This is a genomic window from Pseudomonas sp. 910_23, from assembly GCF_052850795.1.
The window spans coordinates 66,520-89,314 of sequence record NZ_VXCZ01000005.1; the positions used below are offsets into that span (position 1 = coordinate 66,520).

General features: G+C 60.4%; 20 protein-coding genes. 11 read left to right on the forward strand and 9 right to left on the reverse strand.

What is annotated here, in order from left to right:
- The first annotated feature begins 1 nt into the window (after position 1).
- The 9 genes from FW800_RS07545 to FW800_RS07585 are packed head-to-tail and all read left to right on the forward strand — an operon-like array spanning position 2 to position 10,544.
- A complete protein-coding gene (locus FW800_RS07545; protein ID WP_446437427.1) occupies positions 2-1,531 on the forward strand; it encodes a sigma-54 interaction domain-containing protein in 1,530 nt (509 codons plus the stop codon).
- Positions 1,532-1,565: 34 nt separating this feature from the next.
- On the forward strand, positions 1,566-1,697 hold the full coding sequence (locus FW800_RS07550) for a type VI secretion protein (RefSeq protein ID WP_446437325.1): 132 nt from the start codon (positions 1,566-1,568) through the stop codon (positions 1,695-1,697).
- Positions 1,698-1,708: 11 nt separating this feature from the next.
- Positions 1,709-2,905, forward strand: coding sequence for a type VI secretion system-associated FHA domain protein TagH (gene tagH / locus FW800_RS07555; protein WP_248136400.1), 1,197 nt, complete (start codon positions 1,709-1,711; stop codon positions 2,903-2,905).
- Between the two features lie 5 nt (positions 2,906-2,910).
- On the forward strand, positions 2,911-3,396 hold the full coding sequence (tssJ, locus tag FW800_RS07560) for a type VI secretion system lipoprotein TssJ (RefSeq protein ID WP_032876027.1): 486 nt from the start codon (positions 2,911-2,913) through the stop codon (positions 3,394-3,396).
- 1 nt (position 3,397) lies between these two features.
- A complete protein-coding gene (gene tssK / locus FW800_RS07565; RefSeq protein WP_446437326.1) occupies positions 3,398-4,726 on the forward strand; it encodes a type VI secretion system baseplate subunit TssK in 1,329 nt (442 codons plus the stop codon).
- A gap of 5 nt (positions 4,727-4,731) precedes the next feature.
- Positions 4,732-5,592, forward strand: coding sequence for a type IVB secretion system protein IcmH/DotU (gene icmH / locus FW800_RS07570; RefSeq protein WP_446437327.1), 861 nt, complete (start codon positions 4,732-4,734; stop codon positions 5,590-5,592).
- A 16-nt stretch (positions 5,593-5,608) separates the two neighbouring features.
- Entirely contained in the window at positions 5,609-8,977 is a 3,369-nt protein-coding gene (gene tssM, locus FW800_RS07575; protein WP_446437328.1) for a type VI secretion system membrane subunit TssM, read from the forward strand.
- On the forward strand, positions 8,944-9,705 hold the full coding sequence (locus FW800_RS07580) for a PP2C family protein-serine/threonine phosphatase (RefSeq protein WP_050549295.1): 762 nt from the start codon (positions 8,944-8,946) through the stop codon (positions 9,703-9,705). The genes tssM and FW800_RS07580 overlap by 34 nt, the downstream gene beginning before the upstream one ends.
- Positions 9,702-10,544 (forward strand): serine/threonine-protein kinase, encoded by an 843-nt coding sequence (locus tag FW800_RS07585; RefSeq protein ID WP_032876012.1) that lies wholly within the window; start codon positions 9,702-9,704, stop codon positions 10,542-10,544. The genes FW800_RS07580 and FW800_RS07585 overlap by 4 nt, the downstream gene beginning before the upstream one ends.
- Before the next feature lie 8 nt (positions 10,545-10,552).
- Here the strand turns inward: FW800_RS07585 and FW800_RS07590 are convergent, their stop codons facing one another.
- Both FW800_RS07590 and FW800_RS07595 read right to left on the reverse strand, forming a co-directional pair.
- Positions 10,553-10,882, reverse strand: coding sequence for a DUF6388 family protein (locus tag FW800_RS07590; protein ID WP_446437329.1), 330 nt, complete (start codon positions 10,880-10,882; stop codon positions 10,553-10,555).
- A gap of 10 nt (positions 10,883-10,892) precedes the next feature.
- The gene (locus FW800_RS07595) at positions 10,893-11,147 is read right to left on the reverse strand and encodes a hypothetical protein (RefSeq protein WP_228309798.1); all 255 of its coding nucleotides are present in this window, start codon (positions 11,145-11,147) and stop codon (positions 10,893-10,895) included.
- Between the two features lie 343 nt (positions 11,148-11,490).
- Here FW800_RS07595 and FW800_RS07600 point away from each other — a divergent pair, with 343 nt between their 5' ends.
- Positions 11,491-13,560 carry a PTS sugar transporter subunit IIC/EAL domain-containing protein gene (locus FW800_RS07600; RefSeq protein ID WP_446437330.1) on the forward strand — a complete coding sequence of 690 codons (2,070 nt, stop codon included), beginning with the start codon at positions 11,491-11,493 and terminating at the stop codon, positions 13,558-13,560.
- An 86-nt stretch (positions 13,561-13,646) separates the two neighbouring features.
- On the opposite strand, the gene FW800_RS07605 is transcribed toward FW800_RS07600, so the two are convergent.
- Complete coding sequence (locus tag FW800_RS07605; protein ID WP_187432789.1) at positions 13,647-13,784, reverse strand: hypothetical protein; 138 nt, start codon at positions 13,782-13,784, stop codon at positions 13,647-13,649.
- A gap of 140 nt (positions 13,785-13,924) precedes the next feature.
- Between FW800_RS07605 and FW800_RS07610 the strand changes: the two genes are divergently transcribed.
- Positions 13,925-14,512, forward strand: a complete 588-nt coding sequence (locus FW800_RS07610; RefSeq protein ID WP_032803577.1) for a LysE family translocator — start codon at positions 13,925-13,927, stop codon at positions 14,510-14,512.
- Here the strand turns inward: FW800_RS07610 and FW800_RS07615 are convergent.
- The 6 genes from FW800_RS07615 to FW800_RS07640 all read right to left on the reverse strand — a co-directional run bounded on the left by FW800_RS07615 (position 14,454) and on the right by FW800_RS07640 (position 22,793).
- A complete protein-coding gene (locus tag FW800_RS07615; RefSeq protein WP_446437331.1) occupies positions 14,454-15,347 on the reverse strand; it encodes an AraC family ligand binding domain-containing protein in 894 nt (297 codons plus the stop codon). The two genes, FW800_RS07610 and FW800_RS07615, sit on opposite strands and share 59 nt — an antisense overlap.
- A 77-nt stretch (positions 15,348-15,424) precedes the next feature.
- Positions 15,425-17,026: an ABC transporter ATP-binding protein gene (locus tag FW800_RS07620; RefSeq protein ID WP_446437332.1), complete on the reverse strand. Its 1,602-nt coding sequence runs from the start codon at positions 17,024-17,026 to the stop codon at positions 15,425-15,427.
- 1 nt (position 17,027) lies between these two features.
- Positions 17,028-18,047, reverse strand: coding sequence for an ABC transporter permease (locus FW800_RS07625; protein WP_005788757.1), 1,020 nt, complete (start codon positions 18,045-18,047; stop codon positions 17,028-17,030).
- Between the two features lies 1 nt (position 18,048).
- Positions 18,049-19,128, reverse strand: coding sequence for a microcin C ABC transporter permease YejB (locus FW800_RS07630; RefSeq protein WP_446437333.1), 1,080 nt, complete (start codon positions 19,126-19,128; stop codon positions 18,049-18,051).
- Positions 19,129-20,967 carry an extracellular solute-binding protein gene (locus FW800_RS07635; RefSeq protein WP_446437334.1) on the reverse strand — a complete coding sequence of 613 codons (1,839 nt, stop codon included), beginning with the start codon at positions 20,965-20,967 and terminating at the stop codon, positions 19,129-19,131.
- Positions 20,964-22,793 (reverse strand): extracellular solute-binding protein, encoded by a 1,830-nt coding sequence (locus tag FW800_RS07640; RefSeq protein ID WP_446437335.1) that lies wholly within the window; start codon positions 22,791-22,793, stop codon positions 20,964-20,966. Before FW800_RS07640 ends, FW800_RS07635 begins: the two co-directional genes overlap by 4 nt.
- Between the last annotated feature and the right edge of the window lie 2 nt (positions 22,794-22,795).

The window sequence follows — 22,795 nt, forward strand, 5'->3', positions numbered from 1 at the left end:
GATGAATGTGGACCTGCCAGGCGAATTGTCCGACCCACTGGTATACGCCAATGCGCTGGCCGCCTGCTTTACACGCCTGGCGTTGTACCGTGATGAACAGGCGCTGCCTGACGCGCTCGTCGCCGGTGTGGCACAACTGAGCCAGTGCGAACTCAGCCAGTTTTACCTGCTCAATGAAGTGACCGGTCGCCTTGAACTGATTGCCCAACATTTGTCCGAGGCGGCATCGATGGTCGTCGCGGTCGCAGATTCTGATCTGCACCATCCACCCCTGTTGAACCATACCTTGAGCCAAGGTGCTGTCCTGAGCCTGGAAGATGTGCAGAGCAGTTGCCATGACGTTAATTTCCTGCCCGTACCGGTGAAGCCCTGGCGGGCGCTGTTGAGCGTGCCGTTGCTCAATCGTGGTGAGCGGGTCGCCGGTGTGCTGCTGTGCGCTCGGCAACAGCCGGGCCAGTTGCAAGGCTACGCCACCTCCCTGGCGCAGTTGGGCAGCTTCGCCGTGAACCAGCTGCTGGTACTGCGCAGTATGCAGCCCAACGTTGATTCAAGGCTCAGGTGCAACAAGCCATTGGCCAGGGAGTACGGATTGATTGGCTCCAGTGCGGCGATGAAACAGACGTGCCATTTGATCAGTAAAGTCCTGCATACCCCGTATACCGTACTGCTGTGCGGCGAGACCGGTACCGGCAAGGAAGTGGTAGCTCGGGCCATTCATGCGGCCGGCCCGCGCCGGGAGAAAGCCTTCGTCGTGCAGAACTGCGCAGCGTTCCCTGAAGGGCTGCTTGAGAGCGAGCTCTTCGGTTATCGCAAAGGTGCGTTCACGGGGGCCGAGCGCAATCATGCGGGTCTGTTTGATGCCGCGCACGGCGGTACGTTGCTGCTGGATGAAATCGGCGACATGCCGCTGGCACTGCAAGCCAAATTGCTGCGGGCCTTGCAGGAGGGCGAGGTCCGGCCGCTGGGTGCCAGCGCGGCGCATAAGGTCGACGTGCGGATCATTGCGGCCACTCATCGCGACCTCGCTGCGATGGTCGCCGAGGGGCGCTTTCGCGAAGACCTCTATTACCGGCTCGTGCAGTTTCCGATCACGTTACCGGCCCTGCGCGAGCGAGACGGCGACCTGCTGCAACTGGCGCGCTATTTCACTGACGAGGCGTGCGCGGCGCTGGAGAGGTCACCCGTGGATTGGTCCACCCTGGCCCTTGATCAACTGTCCGGCCACGCCTTTCCCGGCAACGTACGCGAGCTTAAATGCATGGTTGAGCGTGCCGTGTTGTTGTGTGACGCCGGCGTGATCTTGCCGGAGCACCTGGCGCTGCCACCGACTGCGGCGCCGGCCGCGAGCGACGATGTGACGCTGCGCCAGCGCATGGAACGAGTAGAGCGAGTGTTCCTGCTCGATTGCTTGCACAAGAACCATGGCAATCGCACCCGTACCGCGCGGGAGCTAGGGGTTGCCCGACGCACGCTGCTTTACCGTCTTGCACGCTTGAATATCCCCGTCGGCGATGCCAGGGGGAAATGCTAGTGGTGCACTTGATTTTTACTGTGGGAGAAACCTGATGCCTGACCGTCCATGGCACGCCGTGTTGCTTGTGTTGTGTTTGCTGGGTGGCTGTAACGCCAACTACGTGTTCGATGATGCCGAGTACCGTCCTCTGGGTGACCCACAGGCAGTTATTCGTGGCCGATGAATAGAGGGATCATGACGATGCAGCTTGTGTTTGAGGTCTGTACGGTCGACAGCGCCAGCGCCGAACCCTCGGCCCACAAAGTATTTGACGCAGTGGGCGGCGTGATTGGCCGCGGCCCCGGATGTGACTGGGTGATACCCGACCCCAGCCGCGTGCTCTCCAGTCACCATGGATTAGTCGGTTACCGTGAGGGACGCTATTTCCTGACTGATATCAGCCGCAACGGTATTGGCGTGGCAGGCAGTGCTGAACGCCTGCGCAAGGGGCAGGCGCGATTGATCAATGATGGCGATGTATTCGAACTTGGGGCGTTGGTGCTACGTGCGCGTTTGTTGCAACCCGCACGACCTTGCGGCGAGCTGCGTGCCAGTGTGGCAGTACCGATTCCCGATGATGCCTTCCTGTCCCTGGACCCTCTGCACGCGCTGGACCTGGAGCACCAGCAGCAGGCCATCTCGGATGACCTGGCAGCATTGAGCGAGGCCGTTGATGAGCAAGGGGTGTGGGCCGAACGCCACGGGACCGATAGGGAGCATGTGACATTCCCGCGCCGGGCAGAACCCGGGGTAGAGGTTGCTGCGGTGCACGTTAGTGCAATGGCACCCTCGACTGATGAAGTGTTCTGGTCACAGTTCGCGGCGGCCTTGGGCGTGGGGCTCGACGCACTCGACCCAGCGGCCAGGGAGGTACTGGCGATCAAGGTGGCGGGGTTGTTTCGCTTGACGATCCAGGGGCTGCAACAAGCCCTGCGCACGCGTGAAGAGTTGCATCACGAATGGGGGAGGTCGTCGTTCGACAGTCAGGGCGCAGCCCGGAACCCTTTGAAAATGTTCAGCGACACCAACGCGGCGTTATCCGCACTGCTGGATACAGGGGCTTTGGGCCAAATGCCCGCCTCGCGGGCCATTGGTCTGGCTCATCGGGAGCTGCAGGTACATCAGGTCGCGCTGCAGGCTGCCTGTCGCAGCACCGTGAACAAGGTGTACACGGCCTTCGAGCCGAACCATTTGGCCTGGTGCTTTGAATCTCAGGGCAAGCCGCCACGATTTTTCACCGATGGCGCGCGTTGGCGTGCTTACCAGCGTCACTACCAGCGTTTGGTGGCGCAAGGGCCGTTGAACGATCGCCCGTTGAACGGCGATTTCGCCACGGCCTATGAAGAACAGGTGCGCCTGATCTCCTCCCTGCACATTGATTTTTCAGGATGATATTCATGTATCGAGCTACCCGTGCTTTGGTGTTGCTTTTGTTTGGTTTCTTGGCGGGTTGCAGCGCCGTATCGCCTTTTTCCACGCTGACCAAGCTGGACGTTGTGTTGACCGCCAACGAGCACGTCAACCCTGACCTGCACGGTCGCCCCTCTCCCGTGGTGGTGCAGTTGATCGAACTGCGCCATGGCGTAGCCTTCGAACATGCCGACTTCTTCAGCCTGTATGACAAGGCGCAGCAATTGCTGGCAAAGGACTGGGTAAGCAGTGAAGAAGTCGAGCTGCGTCCAGGTGACCACCTGGCGCTCAAACTCCGTATCGGTCCCGACAGTCGTTTTGTAGGGGTGTTGGCGGCTTACCGAGACTTGCCGCACGTTCAATGGCGGCAGTTGATCCCCGTGACTATGCACCAGCGCAACCGTGCCGATCTGGTGCTGGACCAGGACGGTATACGCGTCGTCGACTCGCTCGCCGGGATGGAGGTGCGCTGAGATGCCTGTTCATAAAGTGATCTGGCAAGAAGGCATGTTGCTGCGGCCACAGCACTTGCAGCACAACGACCGCTATTACCAGCAGCAACTCAACCAGACGCGCCTGTTGGGCAGTGATGCCTGGGGCTTCCTTACGCTGGAATTGAATGAGCAATACCTAAAGCTGGGCAAGCTGGTGGTCAACCAGGCGAGTGGCGTCTTGCCGGACGGTAGCTTGTTTGATTTGAGTGCCGCTATGGAACCGCTGGTGTTGCAGGTGCCAACTGATGCGGGCAGGCAGGGCATTTACCTGGCACTGCCCCTGGCCAGCGGCAATCACCTTGAGGTCCGCCAGCCTGAACAGAGCGATGTTGTGGCGCGTTACCTGCGATGCGAAGTGGAAGTGGGAGACTCCAACCTGGGTGTAGATGCGCGTTGCCGAATCAGCTGCGCACGGCCCGACTTACGCCTTGTATTGGGCGAGCAGGCGGGTGATCAGAGCTTCGTCAAACTCAAGGTTGCCCAGGTACTGGACGTCAGCGGTGAAGGGGGCGTGAGCCTGGATACCGCGTTCATCCCGACCTTCATTTTCGTGCAGGAGCATGGCTACTTGGCGTCGTGCCTTAACGAAGTCGTCGGTCTGCTTGCCAGCCGCGGCGATGCCATCGCGGCGCGCATTCGTGGCGAGAGCACGGCTGCAAGCACACAACTCGGTGATTTCCTGATGCTGCAGGTGATCAATCGTACCGAACTTGCGCTGCGGCACTGCCTGAGCCAGGCCTTGGTTCGACCCGAAGCGCTGTTCCGCCTGTTGGTGTCGATGCTCGGCGAGCTATCAACGTTCGCCTGTGACAGTAAACGCGCGCAGCTGGACGTGCATTATCGACACAGCGACCAGGGCGCCAGTTTTCGTGGGTTGATGGAGCGCCTACGCGCCGTCCTGTCGGTGGTGCTTGAGCAACATGCGATCGAATTGACATTGCAACCACGCCAGTACGGCGTTCTGGTCTGCCCGGTCAACGAGTTGAAATTGCTCGGCACGGCCACTTTCATCCTGGCAGCCACCGCGCAGTGTGAGGCAGAGGAACTGCGCCAGCGCCTGCCGGCACACCTGAAAGTCGGGCCGGTAGAGCGCATACGTGAGTTGGTCAACCTGCACCTGGCCGGTATCAAGGTCAAGCCGCTGCCAGTGGCGCCGCGGCAGATTCCGTTTCATGCCGGCAAGACCTACTTCATCCTCGATATGAGTGCCCCCGAAATCGCGCAATTGCAGCAGTCGGGCGGTTTCGCGTTCCACGTAGGCGGTGACTTCGCCGGGCTTGAACTCAACTTTTGGGCCATCAGGAATTGAATGCCATGGACAGTGAGTACACACAGGATGAAAGAACCGTGCTGCTCGACCGCGAGGGTCATGGGCCTGCACAGGGGGCATTGACGGACTTCCCATCGCCGCCACGCTATGAGCAGCTGGAAGATCGCATGATCTATGCCGGCCGTATGCTCGATGCGTCGAGCTTCAAGGCTGGGCTCAACCCGCTGGTGGCTGCGGCTTGGGCGGTGTTGTCCGAGATCGTGGCGCTCAGGGTCTGCTCTGGTCGCGAAGACCTGGGCACGCTCAACGACCGATTGTCATTGACGGTGACTCAATTCGAAACCCGCGCCTTGCAGGGTGGTGTTGAAAGCAGCCAAGTCATGTCTGCGCGTTATGTGTTGTGCAGTGTGATCGATGAGGCGGTTGTTACTACGGCGTGGGGGGCACAGAGTGAATGGTCGAAGGTTAGCCTGTTGAGCCGCTTTCATAACGAAACCTTCGGGGGCGAAAAAGTTTTCCAACTGCTGGAGCGTCTATCACGCGACCCGGTGAAGAACCTGCCGATGCTGGAGCTGCTTTACCTGTGCCTATCCATGGGGTTCGAGGGCAAATACCGAGTGATGGAGCGCGGCATGTCGCAACTGGAGGGTGTTCGCGATGCCTTGTATCGCCAGATCCGGCACGTACGCGGGGAGCCGTCGCCGGCGCCAACCGTGCCCGCGATGCACGGGGCGAGCCGGCGTACGGGGTTGTGCGTTGTTCCCGTTACCTGGTTGGTCATCTTCACCCTGGTTTGCTTGCTTGCAATGTACACAGGATTTGCCTGGGTGCTGAGCAAGGAGCGCGCGAACGCGCTGCAACCGCTTCAATTTTCGGCGTCGGATTTGATCCGCACGTCCTTGTAAACGCAGGGAGCAAAGAATGAGCGCATTCTTCAAGGGTGTGGGCGCCGTGCTGGGCCGGATTTGGGTTTGGAGCCTGTTGCTGGCGCTTTCGTGTGCGGCAGTGGTGTGGTTTTGGGGGCCGCTGCTGGCGGTGAATGATCAGCCTGTTTGGCAGGGCGCGACGGCTCGCCTGGTCACCATCAGTGTCGTGTTTCTGCTTTGGGGGTTGGTGATGGTCCTTGCCGGCGGTGGTCGTGCCGCCCGGCGTCCACGGTCTGAGCGCCAGCCCCGCCAGCAGCCGTCGACACGTGTGGAGAACGAATCCCGCTGCGTACGCACTCGGTTCAAGGATGCGGTTCACCTGCTGAAAACCTCCAGCCGTTATGGAGAGCGCAGCGCGCGTTGGCGCCATGAGTTGCCCTGGTACCTGTTGATTGGTGAGCCGGGCAGTGGCAAGACGCAGCTGCTGGCGGCAGCCGGCTTGCAGTTATCGCCTGAACACGCTGACAGGCGACCGACGAGCAGCAGTGCTCATTGCGAGTGGTATTTCGCCGACGAAGGCGTACTCGTCGACACCCCGGGGCGCTATCTGACCCAACCTGACAGTGCAGTGGATGCCGCAAGCTGGGCCACCCTGCTGAATCTCCTCAGGTGGCGCCGCCGGGTGCGCCCGCTCAACGGCGTGGTAGTGGCGCTGTCAGTAGACACGTTGCTCAACACCAGCGAGTACGACCTGGATCACCATGCCCGTCGTGTGCACGCGCGCTTGCAGGAGATCCGGCAAACGCTACATGTGGATGTGCCGATCTATCTGGTGTTGACCCAGGCCGATCGATTGCCGGGATTCGCTGAGTTCTTTGATTCACCCCATGGGGAAAGTGCCGACAGTCTGCTGGGGCAGCCACTGGACGTCGGCAGCGGCATGGCTGAAATTACTCAGGTGCACGAGGCCGTCGAGGGATTGTTGCAGCGTTTGAACGGTGAGCTGATTGCGCGACTGCACCAGGAGGGCAACGTTGAACGTCGTGGTCAGATCCTGGAGTTTCCCCAACAGGCGGCACGCGTCGGTGAACGTGTAAGCCTGTTCGCTGAAATGGCCTTTTCTGCTCATCGCTACCAACCCATCAATGGTTTGCGAGGGTTCTTCCTGACCTGTGCCGATGACAGGCATGCACGTTTTGTGAGGGGGCTGTTCAGCCAGGTGATCTTTGCCGAAGCCGGTCTTGCCAGCCTGCAAGCCCAGGAGCAGCAGCGCATCCGTCAGCGCCAGGGCCTGCAAGCGATGACAGTCGCGCTGATTCTTGGCGGTGTCGGTGGCCTGTGGATGTACAGCTACAGCGTCAACCAGCTACGCCTGGTCCAACTGGCGGCATTGGTCGCCCAGACGATGCCGGCCACAGGGACTCAAAACGATGAAAGCCCGGCGTTGTTGGGGCTGTTGGATGCGCGGTTGGCGGCGACCCGGGTGTTTCCGGCGGCGCAGGATGTGCGCTTGGTCGAGCGCCTCGGCCTGTATCAGGGCGAGGTGAGTCGTGCCTGGGTAGACCAGGCTTATGAGCAGGCGCTGCAACAGCAACTGCTGGTCTGGATAACCGCGCAGCTTGAAGAACAGATAGACGCAAGCCTGGGGGACCGCGAACGGTTATTGGATAACCTGCGTGCGTATTTGATGCTCAATCTGCGCGAGCGCCGTGACGCCACCTGGCTGGCACAGCATGTGACAGGCCTTTGGTCGGTGCGTTTTGCCGGGGATATGCCCACGCAGAAGCGTCTGGGAGAGCACTTGGCACGGCTGCTTGAACGGCCGTTTGTCACACCGCTCAACGATGAACGAGTGGCCCAGGCCCGCGAAGTGCTGAGAGGGGAATCTTTGGCCGATGGCGTGTATCGAGTATTGCGCGAACAAGCGCGCAACCTGGAACCGTTGCGCCTGGCCGAGGGTAAGGTATTTGCCACGATCGACCCGCCTGTTCCCGGTTTCTATACAAAAAGATATGTGCAGTACTTTGAGGCGCAGGGCCCGAGGCTGGTCAATGCCATCGCTCAGGATAATTGGGTGCTGGGGCAGGGCACCGACCTGGGGCCACAGGATCTGCGGCGGTTGATGGCAGAACTGCAGCAACGCTACTTCAGTGAGTATGCCGATGCCTGGAGCGACGTACTCGGACGAGTCAGGCTGCAACAGACCGACAGCCTGCGCCAGGATGCCGACCAGCTCATGAGCCTGACCTCGGCACAGTCCCCGTTGATTCGGCTATTGCAGCAGTTGCGGGAAAACACTCGTTTGCTGCCAGGCCATGTGCTGCTGGATAAGGTGTCCCAGCATTCGGGAGAGCTGGCAGGGCTGGCCAAGGCGACGTTGACGGATGGGCAGTCGGTTTTTGACGATGCGCCACGGCGGGCATTGCAGCAGCGGTTTGAACCCTTGCATCAGTTGCTCGATGAGCAGCACAACCCCGGCGCAGAGCTGGCCCAGGCGTTGCGTTTGCTCGGTGAGCTGCACCTGCAACTCACGGCATTGAACCGTGACAGTGCGCCAGAACAGGCGGCCTTCCTGCGGGCTCGACAGCGTATGGAGGGGCAGCAGGATGTACTGGGCAATTTGCGTGATGCTGCTGCGCGTCTGCCGCTGCCGCTTGCCGGTTGGTTCGAGGGCGTGGCCGACGACAGTTGGCGGCATTTGCTGGAGCAGGCGTATGTGCATGTCAATCAACGGTATCAAAGCGACGTACATAGCCTTTATGCCAAGGCCCTTCGCCGACGTTATCCATTCAATGCCCATGCAAGCAGTGATGTTGCGCTGCATGATTTTCAGGAGTTCTTCAAGCCGCAGGGGGTAATGGCACGTTTTTATGAGGGATATCTTCGGCCTTTCATCAGCGCCGATGGCAGCCGCTACAGGTTGCGTGGGTTGGATGGCCAGAGTTTGCCGGTTTCGCGCTCGCTGCTGGACCAACTGACGAAAACCCAGGTAATCCGCCGCGGCTTTTTCAGCGAGGACTCGGGGGAGTTATCTGTGCGATTTACCTTGGCGCCCTACAGCCTGGACCAATCGGTCAGCCGAGCCGTACTGCGGTTTGGCGACCAGCAGTTGGAATATCGGCACGGCCCGATCACGCCCATGGCGTTTCATTGGCCCACCGAGGCAGAGAATGGGCGCAGCAGCCTTGTGCTGGACAGAGGTACGGAGCAGCGCCCGTTGGGCATCGAGAAAAACGCAGGGGCCTGGTCGCTGTTCCGGTTTTTCGATCTGCTGCAGAAAGAACCCGCAAGTGGTGCAAATATGCAGATTTTCAAGGCAGACCTCGCCGGTCTGCGCGCCAATTACCTGCTGACCAGCCAGCGCACGCCAGGGCCGTTTGATATGGACACATGGCGCACCTTTCGATTGCCGGAGCAACTGTGAGCCAGGCCGGCGCCCATTGGCGCAGTGCCGGGCGCACCCAGCGAGGGCAGGCGCGACTGCGTAATGAAGATGCGTTTCTGGACAACCCGCATGGCGGTTGCTGGGCTGTGGCGGACGGAATGGGCGGCTATCGGCACGGTGATGTCGCCAGTCGTTGGGTGGTCAGCCACCTGGCTTCAGTGCCGGCTCATGGCAACCTCCATCAACGGATCAATGCCGTTCGGGAAAGTTTGCAAGGCGTTAACCAGCGATTGCGGCGCGCGTGGACAGAGCCCGACACAAATGATGGCGCGACGATGGGCAGTACCGTGGTTGCCTTGCTGTTGGAGAATGGTCGGGCAGCCTGTGTCTGGGCCGGAGACAGTCGCTGCTATCTATGGCGGGGCCAGAACCTCTACCAGTTGTCCAAGGATCACTCGCTGCTGCGGCGCCTCATGGACGAGCGTCATATCAGCGTGGCGCAAGCCCAGGCGCACCCCGATGCCAGGGCCTTGACCCGCGCCGTTGGTGCGCGCTCGCGTTTGGACCTTGAGGTATTGGAGCTCAGTACTCGCCCTGGGGATGTATTCCTGCTGTGCAGCGATGGCCTGTATCAGACCCTCAGCCATGTCGAGGTGGGACGGGCGTTGAGCAGGAGAACGCCCCGGCAGGCGGTGGAACAATTATTCGCCGGGGCGTTGCGCAGGCCGGTGCGAGATGACCTGACCGCAGTTGTGGTGCAACCTTGAACCTGGCGGTCGCACCATCCCGTCTGCTGGCAGGGCGTTATCACCTTGAGCACGTCCTGGGCAGCGGCGGCATGGGTGTGGTGTACCGCGCGCGCGATCTGTTGCATGAGCAATTGGGCCAGCCTTGCTCCAGGGTGGCACTTAAGCTGCTGGGCGAGTCCATTTCCCAGTGCCCCGACGCGCATGTGCTGTTGTACGGCGAGTTTGCGTTGGCTCGCAGCCTGCGACACGACCGTGTGGTACGGGTGTTTTCCTTTGAGGTCGACACCCACAGCAAAATTGCGTTTTTCACCATGGAGCTGCTGCAAGGGGTGACCCTCGACCGGCTGCTGCTGGAGTGCCCCTATGGTTTGCCCTGGCAGGAACTGCAACCCATCGCGCTGCAGTTGCTGGATGCTTTGGCCTACATCCACCAGAAGAACGTCCTGCATGGCGATGTGAAACCCGCCAACGTCATGGTGGGAGAGGAGGGCGTATGTTTGTTCGATTTTGGCCTGGGGCATGCTCAGACGCAGGAGGCGATGGGTTTGCCAAGTGTCAGCCGTACTCGTTTCAATGCCTGGACACCCGCCTACGCTGCCCCGGAATTACTGGACGGCGGTGCGCTGAGCGGCGCTGCGGACGTATACGGCATGGCTTGCATTGTGTATGAGCTGGCTAGTGGCCAGCGCATCGGCGCACGCTCTTTCACTGACCGGCTGGCCCGGCCCGCGCAATTACCCAGGCACTGCTGGCCGGCATTACATTCGGCGTTGGCGATAGATCCGCAGCGTCGAACCGTAACAGTCGCCGAATTGCGCCAAGTGATGGCCTGTAGCCGGCCACGCTGGTACTTGTAGGGTAAAGGTCAGACCGCCAGGCCATGCAGCTGGCAATACTCCACCCAGTCCATACCGGCCATCTGTGCGACTTCTTTATGCACTTCGCGGCGCTGGGCCTCGAAGGTTTCGATGGAGTCGGCCGTCAGTTTAAGGGTCAGTTCCCAGGCGAACAGGTGTTGCTGCTCCGCGTGGGCTTCGAACGCTTCGTGCAAGCGCTCGGCGCGATACTGCGCCAGGGTTTCCCCCCTGGCCTGGGCGGCCAACGGGTTGAGGTTGTCCAGCTCAGCGGCGATATGTGGCTGATCGCGCAAAAACCTGTCCAAGGCAAGCTGGTAAGTATCGCTGGGTGCTGACAAAGGCATGCCCTTAGTGCGAAGGACGGGACTTGGAATCGCCTGAGTGCGCGCTGGGGTGAAGGCGCGCACGTTTGCGGGCTCTGCGTCGCATCCAGTTCTGCAACGGCGCCAGCAAGAAGAACATCAGGTAAGCGACTAGCACCAATGCCAGGTCAACCCAGGTTTCAGCGACTGGCCCGGTGAACAGCTCAATGACATTCTTGATTACAAACAGCAGCACCACACTGCACAACCACAGCAAAATGGTGACAAATAGGGGACGCATGTTGCTTGACCGCTTGTCTTGCATAGTGAAGCTCTCTCCTTTGTGCCTGTTGTCGTTCCAGGCCTGATTCCCTGACTGCGTACCTGCTGGTTTGCAAGTTGTAACATCCTTTAACACGCAGACAGACGCGGATGATACCGACTCAGATAGCCTTAGGGGTTGCTTCAAGTCAGAAAGTTCGATAATTCGGTAAGAAATAGGTGCGGCTATCGTGCGTTTTATCCCAAGAAGCGCGGTACGGGTTGGCAAAAGTCTTTCGCTCCTGCACTCAGGGCGTGTAGCGTTAGCGTGTGTTTCCGGCCCTGGCTTCCAGCGGCAATAGGTGACGGGCAGAGGACGGCTCATGGCGCAAACGCTGTTCAAACTTTTCCTTACCCAGCGCCTGGCGGTCTTGGCCAGCACCGAGTCGTTGCGTGCGATTCGCGAGGGGTTGTTGTGGATACTGCCGTGTTTGTTGGTATCCGCCGGATTCCTGATCCTGTCCGAGTGCGCCCAGGCGTTGGGGTTCGCCCCCCAGGTAGTGAGTTTCCTGGCGGGGTTGCACAACCAGATCAGCTCGGTGATTCCCTTGCTGGTTGCGGCCTCCATCGGTTACATGTTGGCGATCCAGCATCGCCTGCCCCAGCTGCCGGTCGCCTTCCTGTGCCTGGCCCACGTGGTGGTTGCCACGTTTGTATTGCGCGAGTATCCCCGGGCGTCGGCCACCTTCCTGCTGTTTATTGCCATCGCTTCGCCCTTGATCAATGTGCCTGTCATTGCCTGGCTGCACCGTTTTCGCTGGACACGCCTGGTCAACGAAGACCTGGTTGGGCATAACCTCAAGGGCACCATCAACATGGTGATCCCTGGCGCGATCACGGCGTTGTCACTGGTGATGATACTGACGTTGCTGTTGCTGATTCCCTACGTGGCGCAATTGCAGGGGCCTCAGGTGCTCGATGCGTTGCAATCGCCTTACAGCACTGGGTTGTTTGTAACGCTGATGAATTCGCTGCTGTGGTTCTTCGGCATTCACGGCGTCTATGCCATGCAGCCGTTGTTCGATGTACTGGACCAGGCCGTGGTGCTCAACGGTGCGGCGCTGGCGGCGGGACAGCCGGTCCAATACCTGCTCAATAACGGCCTGCTCGGCAGTTTTGCGTTTATCGGCGGATCGGGCGCGACCTTGTGCCTGCTGCTGGCGATCCTGATATTTTCCCGCAGCCACTTCATGCGGTTGCTGGCGATCGCCAGCTTGCCGTTGTCGTTATTCAACGTCAGCGAGGTGCTGTTGTTTGGCTTGCCGATCATTCTCAACCCGCGTTTGTTCATACCGTTTCTACTGGTGCCGGCGTTCAACGCGATGGTGGCTTTGACGGTGGTGCAATTGGGCTGGGTCTCGCCGGCGGTGGCCAGCGTGCCGTTTACCGCGCCGGTGCTGCTCAATGCCTACCTCAGCACCCATGGCGACGTGGCGGCTGTGGCCCTGCAAGTGTTGCTGTTGGGCATGGGCACGCTGGTGTATGCGCCCTACGTGCGGGCCATTCATCGTCAGTCCATCGACGGTGGCACGGTTTATCTCAAGTCTCTGGACATGACCTTTCGCGGCCTCGAAGAAAAAGGCCGCCTGCTGGAGTTCGATCCGGTAATGGCCTCCCACCGGACCCTGGCGCGGCAGGCCGTTGAATTGAGCCGGATCCAGCAGATCAGCGATTACGAGTTCTACCTTGAATTCCAACCCCAGGTGTCTACCCGTACCGGCTTGTGCACCGGGTGCGAGGCATTGATGCGCGCCCGGGACAGCCACGGCACGGTGCATTCACCCTGGGAGTTCCTGCAATGGCTGGCGCAAGCCAGGCTGATGCCGGACGTGGACGTGTGGGTGGCGTCCCAGGCCGTGCGCCAGTATCAGAAGTGGCGCAAGATCGGTTTTGAACTGCCCATGACCATCAACATTTCCAGTGCCACCTTGAAGGACGCTGCCTATGGTGATCGCCTGGTGGAAATTCTTGCCCAGGCGGATGGCCGGGTGTCGGTGGAAATCACCGAAGATGCGCTGGTCAGCGATATTCCCGCCGCCCGCCAAACCATCCATAAACTGCAGGCCACCGGAGCAAAAGTGTATCTCGATGATTTTGGCACCGGGTTTTCCGCGTTGAGTTACCTGCACCAGTTTCCTGTGGACTTTATTAAGATCGACCGCAGTTTTGTGGTGGCCCAGCGCGACCCCAAGGGCGCCCAGGTGCTGACCGGCATGTTGCGGTTTTGTGAGGCGTTGAACCTGGGCGTGGTAGTGGAGGGGGTGGAGACTGCCGAGCAACTGGCGTTCTTGAGTACGGGGCCTGAGTTGTTTATCCAGGGGTGGTATTTCAGCAAGGCATTGCCGGGTGATCAGTTGCCGCGCTTTGTGCGCGAGCGGGCGGCGGTGGTTTGATCCGGCGGTGGGAACGACCGGATAGCCAGACGCTCTTTCCCCACCACTCGGCGATTGGCTAGCGGCAGGTCTGGTCCGTCATGGTCTCACGAGGCGCCAACGTCGTTTTCGTCGATGACCGTTTTTTCGTCACGTTGGGGCAATGCACAGGTCGGGCTGGGCGTGGGCAGACTGGACATGATGATCAGCGGGAGCAGTACCAGCAGGTGCTTGAGTGTTGACATGAAGAGTGAGTCTAGGCCTGGAATCACGCCTTTACAGAATCACCACAAATGTTCACCAAGGGGCATTTTGTTCAATATCCGCAGTGTCTGAGCCTTTACCGTGAAGTCACCTGTGTTTGACTTAACAAGAAGGGACTGCAATGAGCTTGATCATTTCCATGGCTGCTTTCGCCCTGGCCACCTCCATTACCCCTGGCCCGGTCAACGTGGTTGCCCTGAGCAGCGGTGCACGCTTTGGCTTTGCCGCCAGCCAGAAACATGTGTTCGGCGCGGCAGTCGGCTTCACTTTACTGCTGGTGCTGATCGGCCTGGGGCTGCATGAAGTGCTGGTGCGCTGGCCGATACTGACTCAGGTGATCCAGTGGGGCGGGGTGGCTTTCCTGTTGTATATGGCTTGGAAACTGGCGATGGATGACGGTCGACTTGACGCTGAAGGCGCCGCTACCGCGCCATCGATGCTGTACGGCGCGATCATGCAATGGCTCAACCCCAAAGCCTGGCTGGCCTGCGTGGCCGGGATGGGGCTGTTCGTGGCCGATGGCGATGCGGGGCAGGTATGGCTGTTTGCGGCGCTTTACCTGGTGATTTGCTACCTGTCGGTAGCGTGCTGGGCGTATGCCGGGACGTTCTTACGTCGCTACTTGAACAACCCGCAGGGCGTGCGCCTGTTCAACCGCTCAATGGCCGCGTTGCTGGTGGCCAGTGTGGGTTATTTGCTGATGGCTTGAGGTTCTCGCGGTACTGCCCGGGCGTGGCGGCAAAGTGCTGTTTGAACGTGCGCTGGAAGTGCGCCTGGTCGGCAAAGCCTGCGGCCAGGGCGACATCGGCAATCAGTTCGCCGTCGCGCAATCGAGCGCGGGCGAACTGGATACGGCGATTGACCAGGAAGGCATGGGGTGTCAGCCCGTAATACTGCTTGAAGGCGCGAATCAGGTACGACGGCGATAGCTCGGCTGCCAGGCAAATGTCCTCCAGCTTCAACGCCTCGGTGCAGTGTTCACGGATGAAGTCCGCTGCACGCTCCAGCTTGTGATTGACCTCCCGTATCGGTGTAAGAGACGGGTTCAAACGCTGCTGGACTTCGCTGAAGTAACCTACCAGCGCGCTCTGTTTGTGCAGCAGTTCGGCCTGCTCATCCACCAGCAGTCGGTACAACGCCAATAAGCCGTTATACAGCGAGACGTTTAGGGTATAGGGGGTGCTGAACGGGCGGTAACCCTGGTCGGTGCTGAAACCCAACTGGTGCTGCAGGTCGGTCAGCCAGGGTGTGTCCAGGTAGAGCATATGGTAGGACCAATGCTCATTCTGGATAGGGTTACAGGCGTGCACGTCGCCGGGGTTCATCAGCACCACGGTGCCTGCGCTGATCTCGAACGTCTGTGTGTCGTAGTGGTAATAGCTGCGCCCGGCGGTGATCGCGCCGATGGAAAAGTGCTCATGGGCGTGCCGGGTATAGGTGACTTTGCGCCCGTCGGCAATGGTGCGCGCCTCGATAAACGGCAAGCGTTCGTCGCGCCAGAAACAAGGCGCCTGAGCGGGGCGGGCAGTGGTGTTCAGCGACATGGCGGTGGCTCCATCCCTTGAGAGATCGAGGGCTGATCTTTACACACACCGCCAGTGGCGTCAGCCTTGATGTGATGTCAGGCAGGTACCAAAAAGGCGGCCTTGAGCAATTGGCGGGTGTAGGCATGTTGTGGGTCGGCAAAAATCGCCTTGGCATCGCCTTGCTCCACCACCTGGCCTTGCTTGACCACCATCAGTTGGTGGCTGAGCGCCTTCACCACCGCCAGGTCATGGCTGATAAACAGGTACGTCAGGTTGTACTTGGCCTGCAAGCCGCGCAGCAATTCAACCACCTGGCGTTGTACCGTGCGGTCCAGGGCCGAGGTGGGCTCGTCCAGCAGAATCAGGCGCGGCTTGAGCACCAGGGCGCGGGCGATGGCGATACGTTGGCGTTGGCCACCGGAGAATTCGTGGGGGTAGCGATGACGGGATTCGGGGTCCAGGCCCACTTCCCTGAGCGCTGCGATAATCGCTGCTTCCTGCTCGTCAGGCGTGCCCATCTTGTGGATGCGCAAGCCCTCGCCGACGATTTCGCTGACGCACATGCGCGGGCTCAGGCTGCCGAATGGGTCCTGGAACACCACCTGCATTTCCCGGCGCAACGGGCGCACCTGTTGCTGGGTAAGCGTGTCCAGTTGCTGGCCTTCGAAGCGTATCCCGCCCTTGCTGCCGATCAGGCGCAAAATCGCCAGGCCCAGGGTGGACTTGCCCGAGCCACTTTCACCGACGATGCCCAGGGTTTGCCCCTGGGGCAGGCTGAAATTGATGCCGTCCACCGCCTTGACGTAATCCACGGTGTTGCGCAAAAAGCCTTTCTTGATCGGGAACCAGACTTTCAGGTCGTCTACTTCCAGCAACGGTGGGCCGACCTCATTGCCGGCCGGCCCGCCGCTGGGCTCTGCTGCCAATAATTCCTGGGTATAGGGGTGCTGGGGCGACTGGAACAATGTCTCGCACTCGGCCTGCTCCACGATGCAACCTTGCTGCATCACGCACACGCGATGGGCGATGCGTCGCACCAGGTTGAGGTCGTGGCTGATCAGCAACAGCGCCATGCCCAGCCGCGCCTGCAACTCCTTGAGCAACTCCAGGATCTTCAACTGCACGGTGACATCCAGGGCCGTGGTCGGCTCATCGGCTATCAGCAGTTCCGGCTCATTGGCCAACGCCATGGCGATCATCACCCGCTGGCGCTGGCCGCCGGACAATTCGTGGGGCAGCGCCTTGAGGCGTTTGTGCGGTTCGGGGATGCCCACCAGCTCCAGCAATTCCAGGGTGCGCCGGGTGGCGGCCTTGCCCGTCAGGCCCTTGTGCAGGCCGAGTACTTCGTTGATCTGCTTCTCGATGGAGTGCAGCGGGTTCAACGAGGTCATCGGTTCCTGGAAGATCATCGCAATGCGGTTGCCGCGAATATGCCGCAGGGTCTTTTCTTTAAGGGTCAGCAGGTCTTGCTCGGCGTATTCGATAGTGCCGGACGGGTGTCGCGCCAACGGGTAGGGCAGCAGCCGCAGGATCGAGTGGGCCGTTACCGACTTTCCGGAGCCGCTTTCGCCGACCAGTGCCAGGGTCTCACCACGCTTGATGTCAAAACTCACCTGGTTGACCACGCGGTGGTGATGTTCACCGGTGACAAACTCGACACTGAGGTCACGGATTTCGATCAGATTGTCCGGATTCATCTCATTTCCTCGGGTCGAACGCATCGCGAGCGGACTCGCCGATAAACACCAGCAGGCTCAACATGATCGCCAGTACGGCAAAGGCACTCATGCCCAGCCACGGCGCTTGCAGGTTGGATTTACCCTGGGCCACCAGTTCACCCAGCGACGGCGAACCCGCCGGCAGGCCGAAGCCAAGGAAATCCAGGGCGGTGAGGGTGCCGATGGCGCCGGTAAGGATGAACGGCAGAAAGGTCATGGTCGAGACCATTGCATTGGGCAGGATATGGCGGAACATGATCGCGCCGTTCTGCATGCCCAGCGCCCGTGCTGCGCGCACGTACTCAAGGTTGCGCCCGCGCAGGAACTCGGCGCGCACCACATCCACCAGGCTCATCCAGGAAAACAGCAGCATGATCCCCAGCAGCCACCAGAAGTTGGGTTGCACGAAACTGGCGAGGATGATCAGCAGGTAGAGCACCGGCAGCCCCGACCAGATCTCCAGAAAGCGTTGCCCGGCCAGGTCGACCCAGCCGCCATAGAACCCCTGCAACGCGCCGGCAATCACGCCGATGATCGAGCTGAGCACGGTCAGGGTCAGGGCAAACAGCACCGATACGCGAAAGCCGTAGATCACCCGCGCCAGTACGTCACGCCCCTGGTCATCGGTACCCAGCAGGTTGACGCTTGAAGGGGGCGCAGGGGCGGGGACCTTCAGGTCGTAGTTGATGCTCTGGTAGCTGAACGGGATCGGCGCCCACAAGGTCCAGGCGTCCTTGGCCTTGAGCAGTTCCTGGATATACGGGCTCTTGTAGTTGGCTTCCAGGGGGAATTCGCCGCCGAAGGTGGTCTCGGGGTAGCGCTTGAGCGCCGGGAAATACCAGTCGCCGTCGTAATGCACGGCCAGGGGTTTGTCGTTGGCGATCAGCTCGGCGCCCAGGCTCAGCCCGAACAGGATCAGGAACAGCCACAGCGACCACCAGCCACGTTTGTTGGCCTTGAACCGCTCGAACCGGCGGCGATTGAGGGGGGACAGGTTCATCTCAATGCTCCCGGCTGGCGAAGTCGATACGCGGATCGACCAGGGTATAGGTGAGGTCACCGATCAGTTTCACGACCAGCCCCAGCAGGGTGAAGATAAACAGCGTGCCGAATACCACCGGATAGTCGCGGTTGATGGCCGCTTCAAAGCTCATCAGGCCCAGGCCGTCGAGGGAGAAGATCACCTCCACCAGCAGCGAGCCGGTAAAGAAGATGCCGATGAAAGCCGAGGGGAAGCCGGCGATCACCAGCAGCATCGCATTGCGGAAGACGTGGCCGTAGAGCACGCGGTGGTTGGTCAGCCCTTTGGCCTTGGCAGTGACCACGTATTGCTTGTTGATCTCGTCGAGAAAGCTGTTCTTGGTCAGCAGGGTCATGGTCGCGAAGTTGCCGATCACCAGTGCGGTGACAGGCAGCGCCAAGTGCCAGAAGTAATCGAGGATCTTGCCGCCAACGCTCAACTCGTCGAAGTTGTTGGAGGTCAGCCCGCGCAAGGGGAACCAGTCGAAATAACTGCCGCCGGCAAACACCACGATCAGCAAGATCGCAAACAGGAACGCCGGAATCGCATAACCCACGATGATGGCCGAGCTGGTCCACACATCGAAGTGGCTGCCGTGTCGCGTGGCCTTGGCGATCCCCAGCGGAATCGACACCAGGTACATGATCAGGGTGCTCCATAACCCGAGAGAGATGGACACCGGCATCTTTTCCTTGATCAGGTCGATGACCTTGGCGTCACGAAAAAAACTGTCGCCAAAATCCAGCCGGGCGTAGTTCTTGACCATGATCCACAAGCGTTCCGGCGCCGATTTGTCGAAGCCGTACATCTTTTCGATTTCCTTGATCAGCGCCGGGTCCAGGCCCTGGGCGCCACGGTAGCTGGAACCGGCCACCGCGACTTCGGCCCCGCCCCCGCCCCCGGCAATGCGGCTGGTGGCGCCGTCGAAGCCTTCCAGCTTGGCGATCATTTGCTCCACCGGCCCGCCGGGGGCAGCCTGGATGATGACGAAATTGATCAGCAGAATCCCGAACAGCGTGGGAATGATCAGCAACAGGCGGCGAACAATATAGGCCAGCATTCAATCGCCTCCGCTCGCCGCATCGGCGTTTTGTGTGGTGTCCAGGGAGACCGCTGGTTTGACGTCGGGTTTGGCCCACCAGGTGGCCATGCCCACGTCGTAGCGTGGCGAGACCTTGGGATGGCCCAAGTGGTCCCAGTACGCCACGCGGAAGGTCTTGATGTGCCAGTTGGGCACCACGTAGTAACCAAACTGGAGTACGCGGTCGAGCGCCCTGGCGTGGGCAATCAGGCTTTGGCGCGAGCCGGCATCGATCAGCTCTTCGACCAGTTGGTCAACGGCCGGATCCTTGAGACCCATGTAGTTACGGCTGCCGGGCTTGTCGGCGCTGGACGATTTCCAGAATTCGCGCTGCTCGTTACCCGGCGAGGTGGACTGTGGGAAGCTGCCCACCAGCATGTCGAAATCCCGTGAGCGCAGGCGGTTGACGAACTGCGAGACATCCACTCGGCGAATCACCAGGTCGATGCCCAGGTCGGACAGGTTGCGCTTGAACGGCAGCAGGATGCGTTCGAATTCGGTCTGGGCCAGCAGGAATTCGATAGTCACCGGTTTGCCGGTGCTGTCGACCATCTTGTCATCGACAATCTTCCAGCCGGCAGCTTGCAACAGCTGGTAAGCCTCGCGCTGCTGGGTGCGGATCATGCCGCTGCCATCGGTTTTGGAAGGTTCGAAGGCCTGAGTGAAGACTTCGGGCGGGATCTTGTCGCGCAAAGGCTCAAGGATCGCCAGTTCATCCGGGCCAGGTAAACCGGTGGCGGCCATTTCCGAGTTTTCGAAATAGCTGCGGGTTCGGGTGTACGCGCCGTTGAACAGCTGCTTGTTGCTCCATTCGAAATCCAGTAGCAGGCTGATCGCCTTGCGCACCCGCACATCCTGAAACATCGGCTTGCGCATATTGAACACAAAGCCCTGCATGCCGGTGGGGTTGCCGTTGGGGATTTCTTCCTTGATCAGTCGGCCCTGGGTCACCGCTGGAATGTTGTAGGCGTTGGCCCAGTTCTTTGCGCTGAACTCCAGCCAGTAATCGAATTGCCCGGCCTTCAAGGCTTCCAGGGACACGGTGCTGTCACGGTAGTAATCCGTGATGCGGGTGTCGAAATTGTAGAAGCCCTTGTTCACCGGCAGGTCCCTGGCCCAGTAGTCCTTGACCCGCTCGTAGCGAATCATGCGTCCGGGCTTGACCTCCGACACCTGGTACGGCCCGCTGCCCAGGGGCGCTTCCAGGTTGCCCTTGGAGAAGTCGCGAGTCGCCCACCAGTGCTTGGGCAGCACTGGCAACTGCCCGAGTATCAGCGGCAATTCGCGGTTGTTGGTGCGCTTGAACTTGAACAGCACACGCAACGGGTCTTCGGCCACGACTTCGTCGACATCGGCGTAGTAGTTGCGGTAAAGCGGGTTACCGTCCTTGATCAGGGTCTGGAAGGTAAACACCACGTCCTCGGCGCGCATCGGATGGCCATCGTGGAAGCGCGCTTCGGGGCGCAGGTAGAAACGCACCCAACTGTTGTCCGGGGCTTTTTCGATCTTGCCCGCCACCAGCCCGTATTCGGTAATGGGCTCGTCCAGGCTTTGCATGGCCAGGGTGTCGTAGATCAACGGCAGGTTATCCGCCGGCACACCCTTGCTGATGTAGGGGTTGAGGCTGTCGAAGCCGCCCATGGCCGATTCGCGGAAGGTGCCGCCTTTGGGGGCGTCGGGGTTGACGTAGTCGAAATGCTTGAAGTCGGCGGGGTACTTGGGGGGCTCGTTGTAGAGGGTCAGCGCGTGTTGCGGGGCGGCTTGGGCCGCGGTGCACAGCAACAGGCTGGCGAGCAGGGTAGTACGCAAAGACATCATTGGGCTTTCTCCGAAGCTTTCAGCCACCACGCACTCAGGCCCAGGCTATAGGGCGGCGTGGTAACGAAGGCGAACCGGTTGCGGTACGCCAGGCGATGATAGTTGAGGTACCAGTTGGGAATGCTGTAGTGCTGCCACAGCAGCACGCGGTCCAGGGCGCGGCCGGCCGCCAGTTGTTCTTCGCGGGTCTGCGCCGCCAGCAGTTGATCCAACAGGTGGTCGACCACCGGGTTGGCGATGCCGGCGTAGTTCTTGCTGCCTTTGATCGTGGCCTGGCTGGAGTGAAAGTACTGCCACTGCTCCAGACCCGGGCTCAAGGTCTGGTTGAGGGTCATCAGAATCATGTCGAAATCGAATTGATCGAGGCGCTGTTTGTACTGTGCCCGGTCGACGGTGCGCAAGCGGGCGTCGATGCCGATGCGGGTCAGATTTTCGACATAAGGTTGCAGGATGCGCTCAAGGTTCGGGTTGACCAACAGGATCTCCAGGCGCAGCGGTTGCCCATCCTTGTTGAGCAGGCGTTGGCCCGACAGTTTCCAGCCGGCTTCGCCAAGCAGTGCCAGGGCGCGACGCAGCGTGTCGCGGGGGATACCGCGACCGTCGGTCTGCGGCAGGCTGAACGGCTGGGTAAACAGTGCGGCCGGCAGTTGGTCGCGATAGGGCGAGAGCATCAGCCACTCATGGCCCACGGGCAGGCCGGTGGCCGAGAATTCGCTGTTGGGGTAATAGCTCACCGAACGCTTGTAGGCGCTGCTGAACAGGGTGCGGTTGGTCCACTCGAAGTCGAACATCAACCCCAGGGCTTCGCGGACCTTGGCCTGGCTGAAGGCGGGCCGCCGGGTATTCATGAACAGGCCCTGGCTCTGGGTGGGGATCTGGTGGGCAATCTGCGCCTTGATCACATCGCCACGATTGACCGCCGGGAAGTTGTAGCCCGTGGCCCAGTTCTTGGCCTGATGCTCGATATAAATGTCGAATTCACCAGCCTTGAAGGCTTCAAAAGCCACGTCGCTGTCGCGATAGAACTCCACCTCGACCTTGTCGTAGTTGTAGAAGCCTCGGTTGACCGGCAGGTCCTTGCCCCAGTAATTCTTGACCCGTTCAAACACCAACTGCCGCCCAGGGGCGACCTTGGTGATGCGGTATGGCCCGCTGCCCAGCGGCGGCTCGAAGGTGGTGGCCTTGAAATCGCGGCTCTTCCAGTAGTGCAGGGGCAGCACCGGCAATTCGCCCAGGCGCAGGATCAGCAACGGGTTGCCCGCACGCTTGAATACAAAACGGATGCGGTGGCGGTTGAGAATATCGACCCGGGCCACTTCCTGCAGGCTCGTACGGTATTGCGGATGGCCTTCGGTCAACAGCGTGCGATAGGAAAACGCCACGTCTGCGGCGGTGATCGGCTTGCCGTCGTGAAAGCGCGCTTCGGGGCGCAGGTTGAACACCACCCAACTGCGGTCCTCGCTGTATTCCACCGACTGGGCAATCAGGCCATAGCTGGAAGTGGGCTCGTCGCCCGACGGCGCGTACTGGCCGGTGCCGACCATCAAGGGTTCGTTCAGCTCATTGACGCCATATTGCAGGAAATTGCCGGTGGAAACCGGGCTGGTGCCCTTGAAGGTATAGGGGTTGAGCGTGTCGAACGTGCCAAAGGCCATAACCCGCAGCGTGCCGCCTTTGGGCGCTGCAGGGTTTACCCAATCGTAATGGGTGAATTTGGCCGGGTACTTGAGTGAGCCGAACTGCGCGTAACCGTGGCTCTCGGTAATCGTCGCGTTCGCAGCAAAGCTCAAGGCCAGACTTGTTAGTAGAAGGAGAGGACGCTTCAAGT

What these genes read in the sequence shown, in the direction of transcription:
- FW800_RS07545 (WP_446437427.1), top strand. Translation starts at nt 2, where the DNA reads ATGAATGTGGACCTGCCAGGCGAATTGTCCGACCCACTGGTATACGCC.
- FW800_RS07550 (WP_446437325.1), top strand. Translation starts at nt 1,566, where the DNA reads ATGCCTGACCGTCCATGGCACGCCGTGTTGCTTGTGTTGTGTTTGCTG.
- tagH (WP_248136400.1), top strand. Translation starts at nt 1,709, where the DNA reads ATGACGATGCAGCTTGTGTTTGAGGTCTGTACGGTCGACAGCGCCAGC.
- tssJ (WP_032876027.1), top strand. Translation starts at nt 2,911, where the DNA reads ATGTATCGAGCTACCCGTGCTTTGGTGTTGCTTTTGTTTGGTTTCTTG.
- tssK (WP_446437326.1), top strand. Translation starts at nt 3,398, where the DNA reads ATGCCTGTTCATAAAGTGATCTGGCAAGAAGGCATGTTGCTGCGGCCA.
- icmH (WP_446437327.1), top strand. Translation starts at nt 4,732, where the DNA reads ATGGACAGTGAGTACACACAGGATGAAAGAACCGTGCTGCTCGACCGC.
- tssM (WP_446437328.1), top strand. Translation starts at nt 5,609, where the DNA reads ATGAGCGCATTCTTCAAGGGTGTGGGCGCCGTGCTGGGCCGGATTTGG.
- FW800_RS07580 (WP_050549295.1), top strand. Translation starts at nt 8,944, where the DNA reads ATGGCGCACCTTTCGATTGCCGGAGCAACTGTGAGCCAGGCCGGCGCC.
- FW800_RS07595 (WP_228309798.1), bottom strand. Translation starts at nt 11,147, where the DNA reads ATGCGTCCCCTATTTGTCACCATTTTGCTGTGGTTGTGCAGTGTGGTG.
- FW800_RS07600 (WP_446437330.1), top strand. Translation starts at nt 11,491, where the DNA reads ATGGCGCAAACGCTGTTCAAACTTTTCCTTACCCAGCGCCTGGCGGTC.
- FW800_RS07605 (WP_187432789.1), bottom strand. Translation starts at nt 13,784, where the DNA reads ATGTCAACACTCAAGCACCTGCTGGTACTGCTCCCGCTGATCATCATG.
- FW800_RS07610 (WP_032803577.1), top strand. Translation starts at nt 13,925, where the DNA reads ATGAGCTTGATCATTTCCATGGCTGCTTTCGCCCTGGCCACCTCCATT.
- FW800_RS07615 (WP_446437331.1), bottom strand. Translation starts at nt 15,347, where the DNA reads ATGTCGCTGAACACCACTGCCCGCCCCGCTCAGGCGCCTTGTTTCTGG.
- FW800_RS07620 (WP_446437332.1), bottom strand. Translation starts at nt 17,026, where the DNA reads ATGAATCCGGACAATCTGATCGAAATCCGTGACCTCAGTGTCGAGTTT.
- FW800_RS07625 (WP_005788757.1), bottom strand. Translation starts at nt 18,047, where the DNA reads ATGAACCTGTCCCCCCTCAATCGCCGCCGGTTCGAGCGGTTCAAGGCC.
- FW800_RS07630 (WP_446437333.1), bottom strand. Translation starts at nt 19,128, where the DNA reads ATGCTGGCCTATATTGTTCGCCGCCTGTTGCTGATCATTCCCACGCTG.
- FW800_RS07635 (WP_446437334.1), bottom strand. Translation starts at nt 20,967, where the DNA reads ATGATGTCTTTGCGTACTACCCTGCTCGCCAGCCTGTTGCTGTGCACC.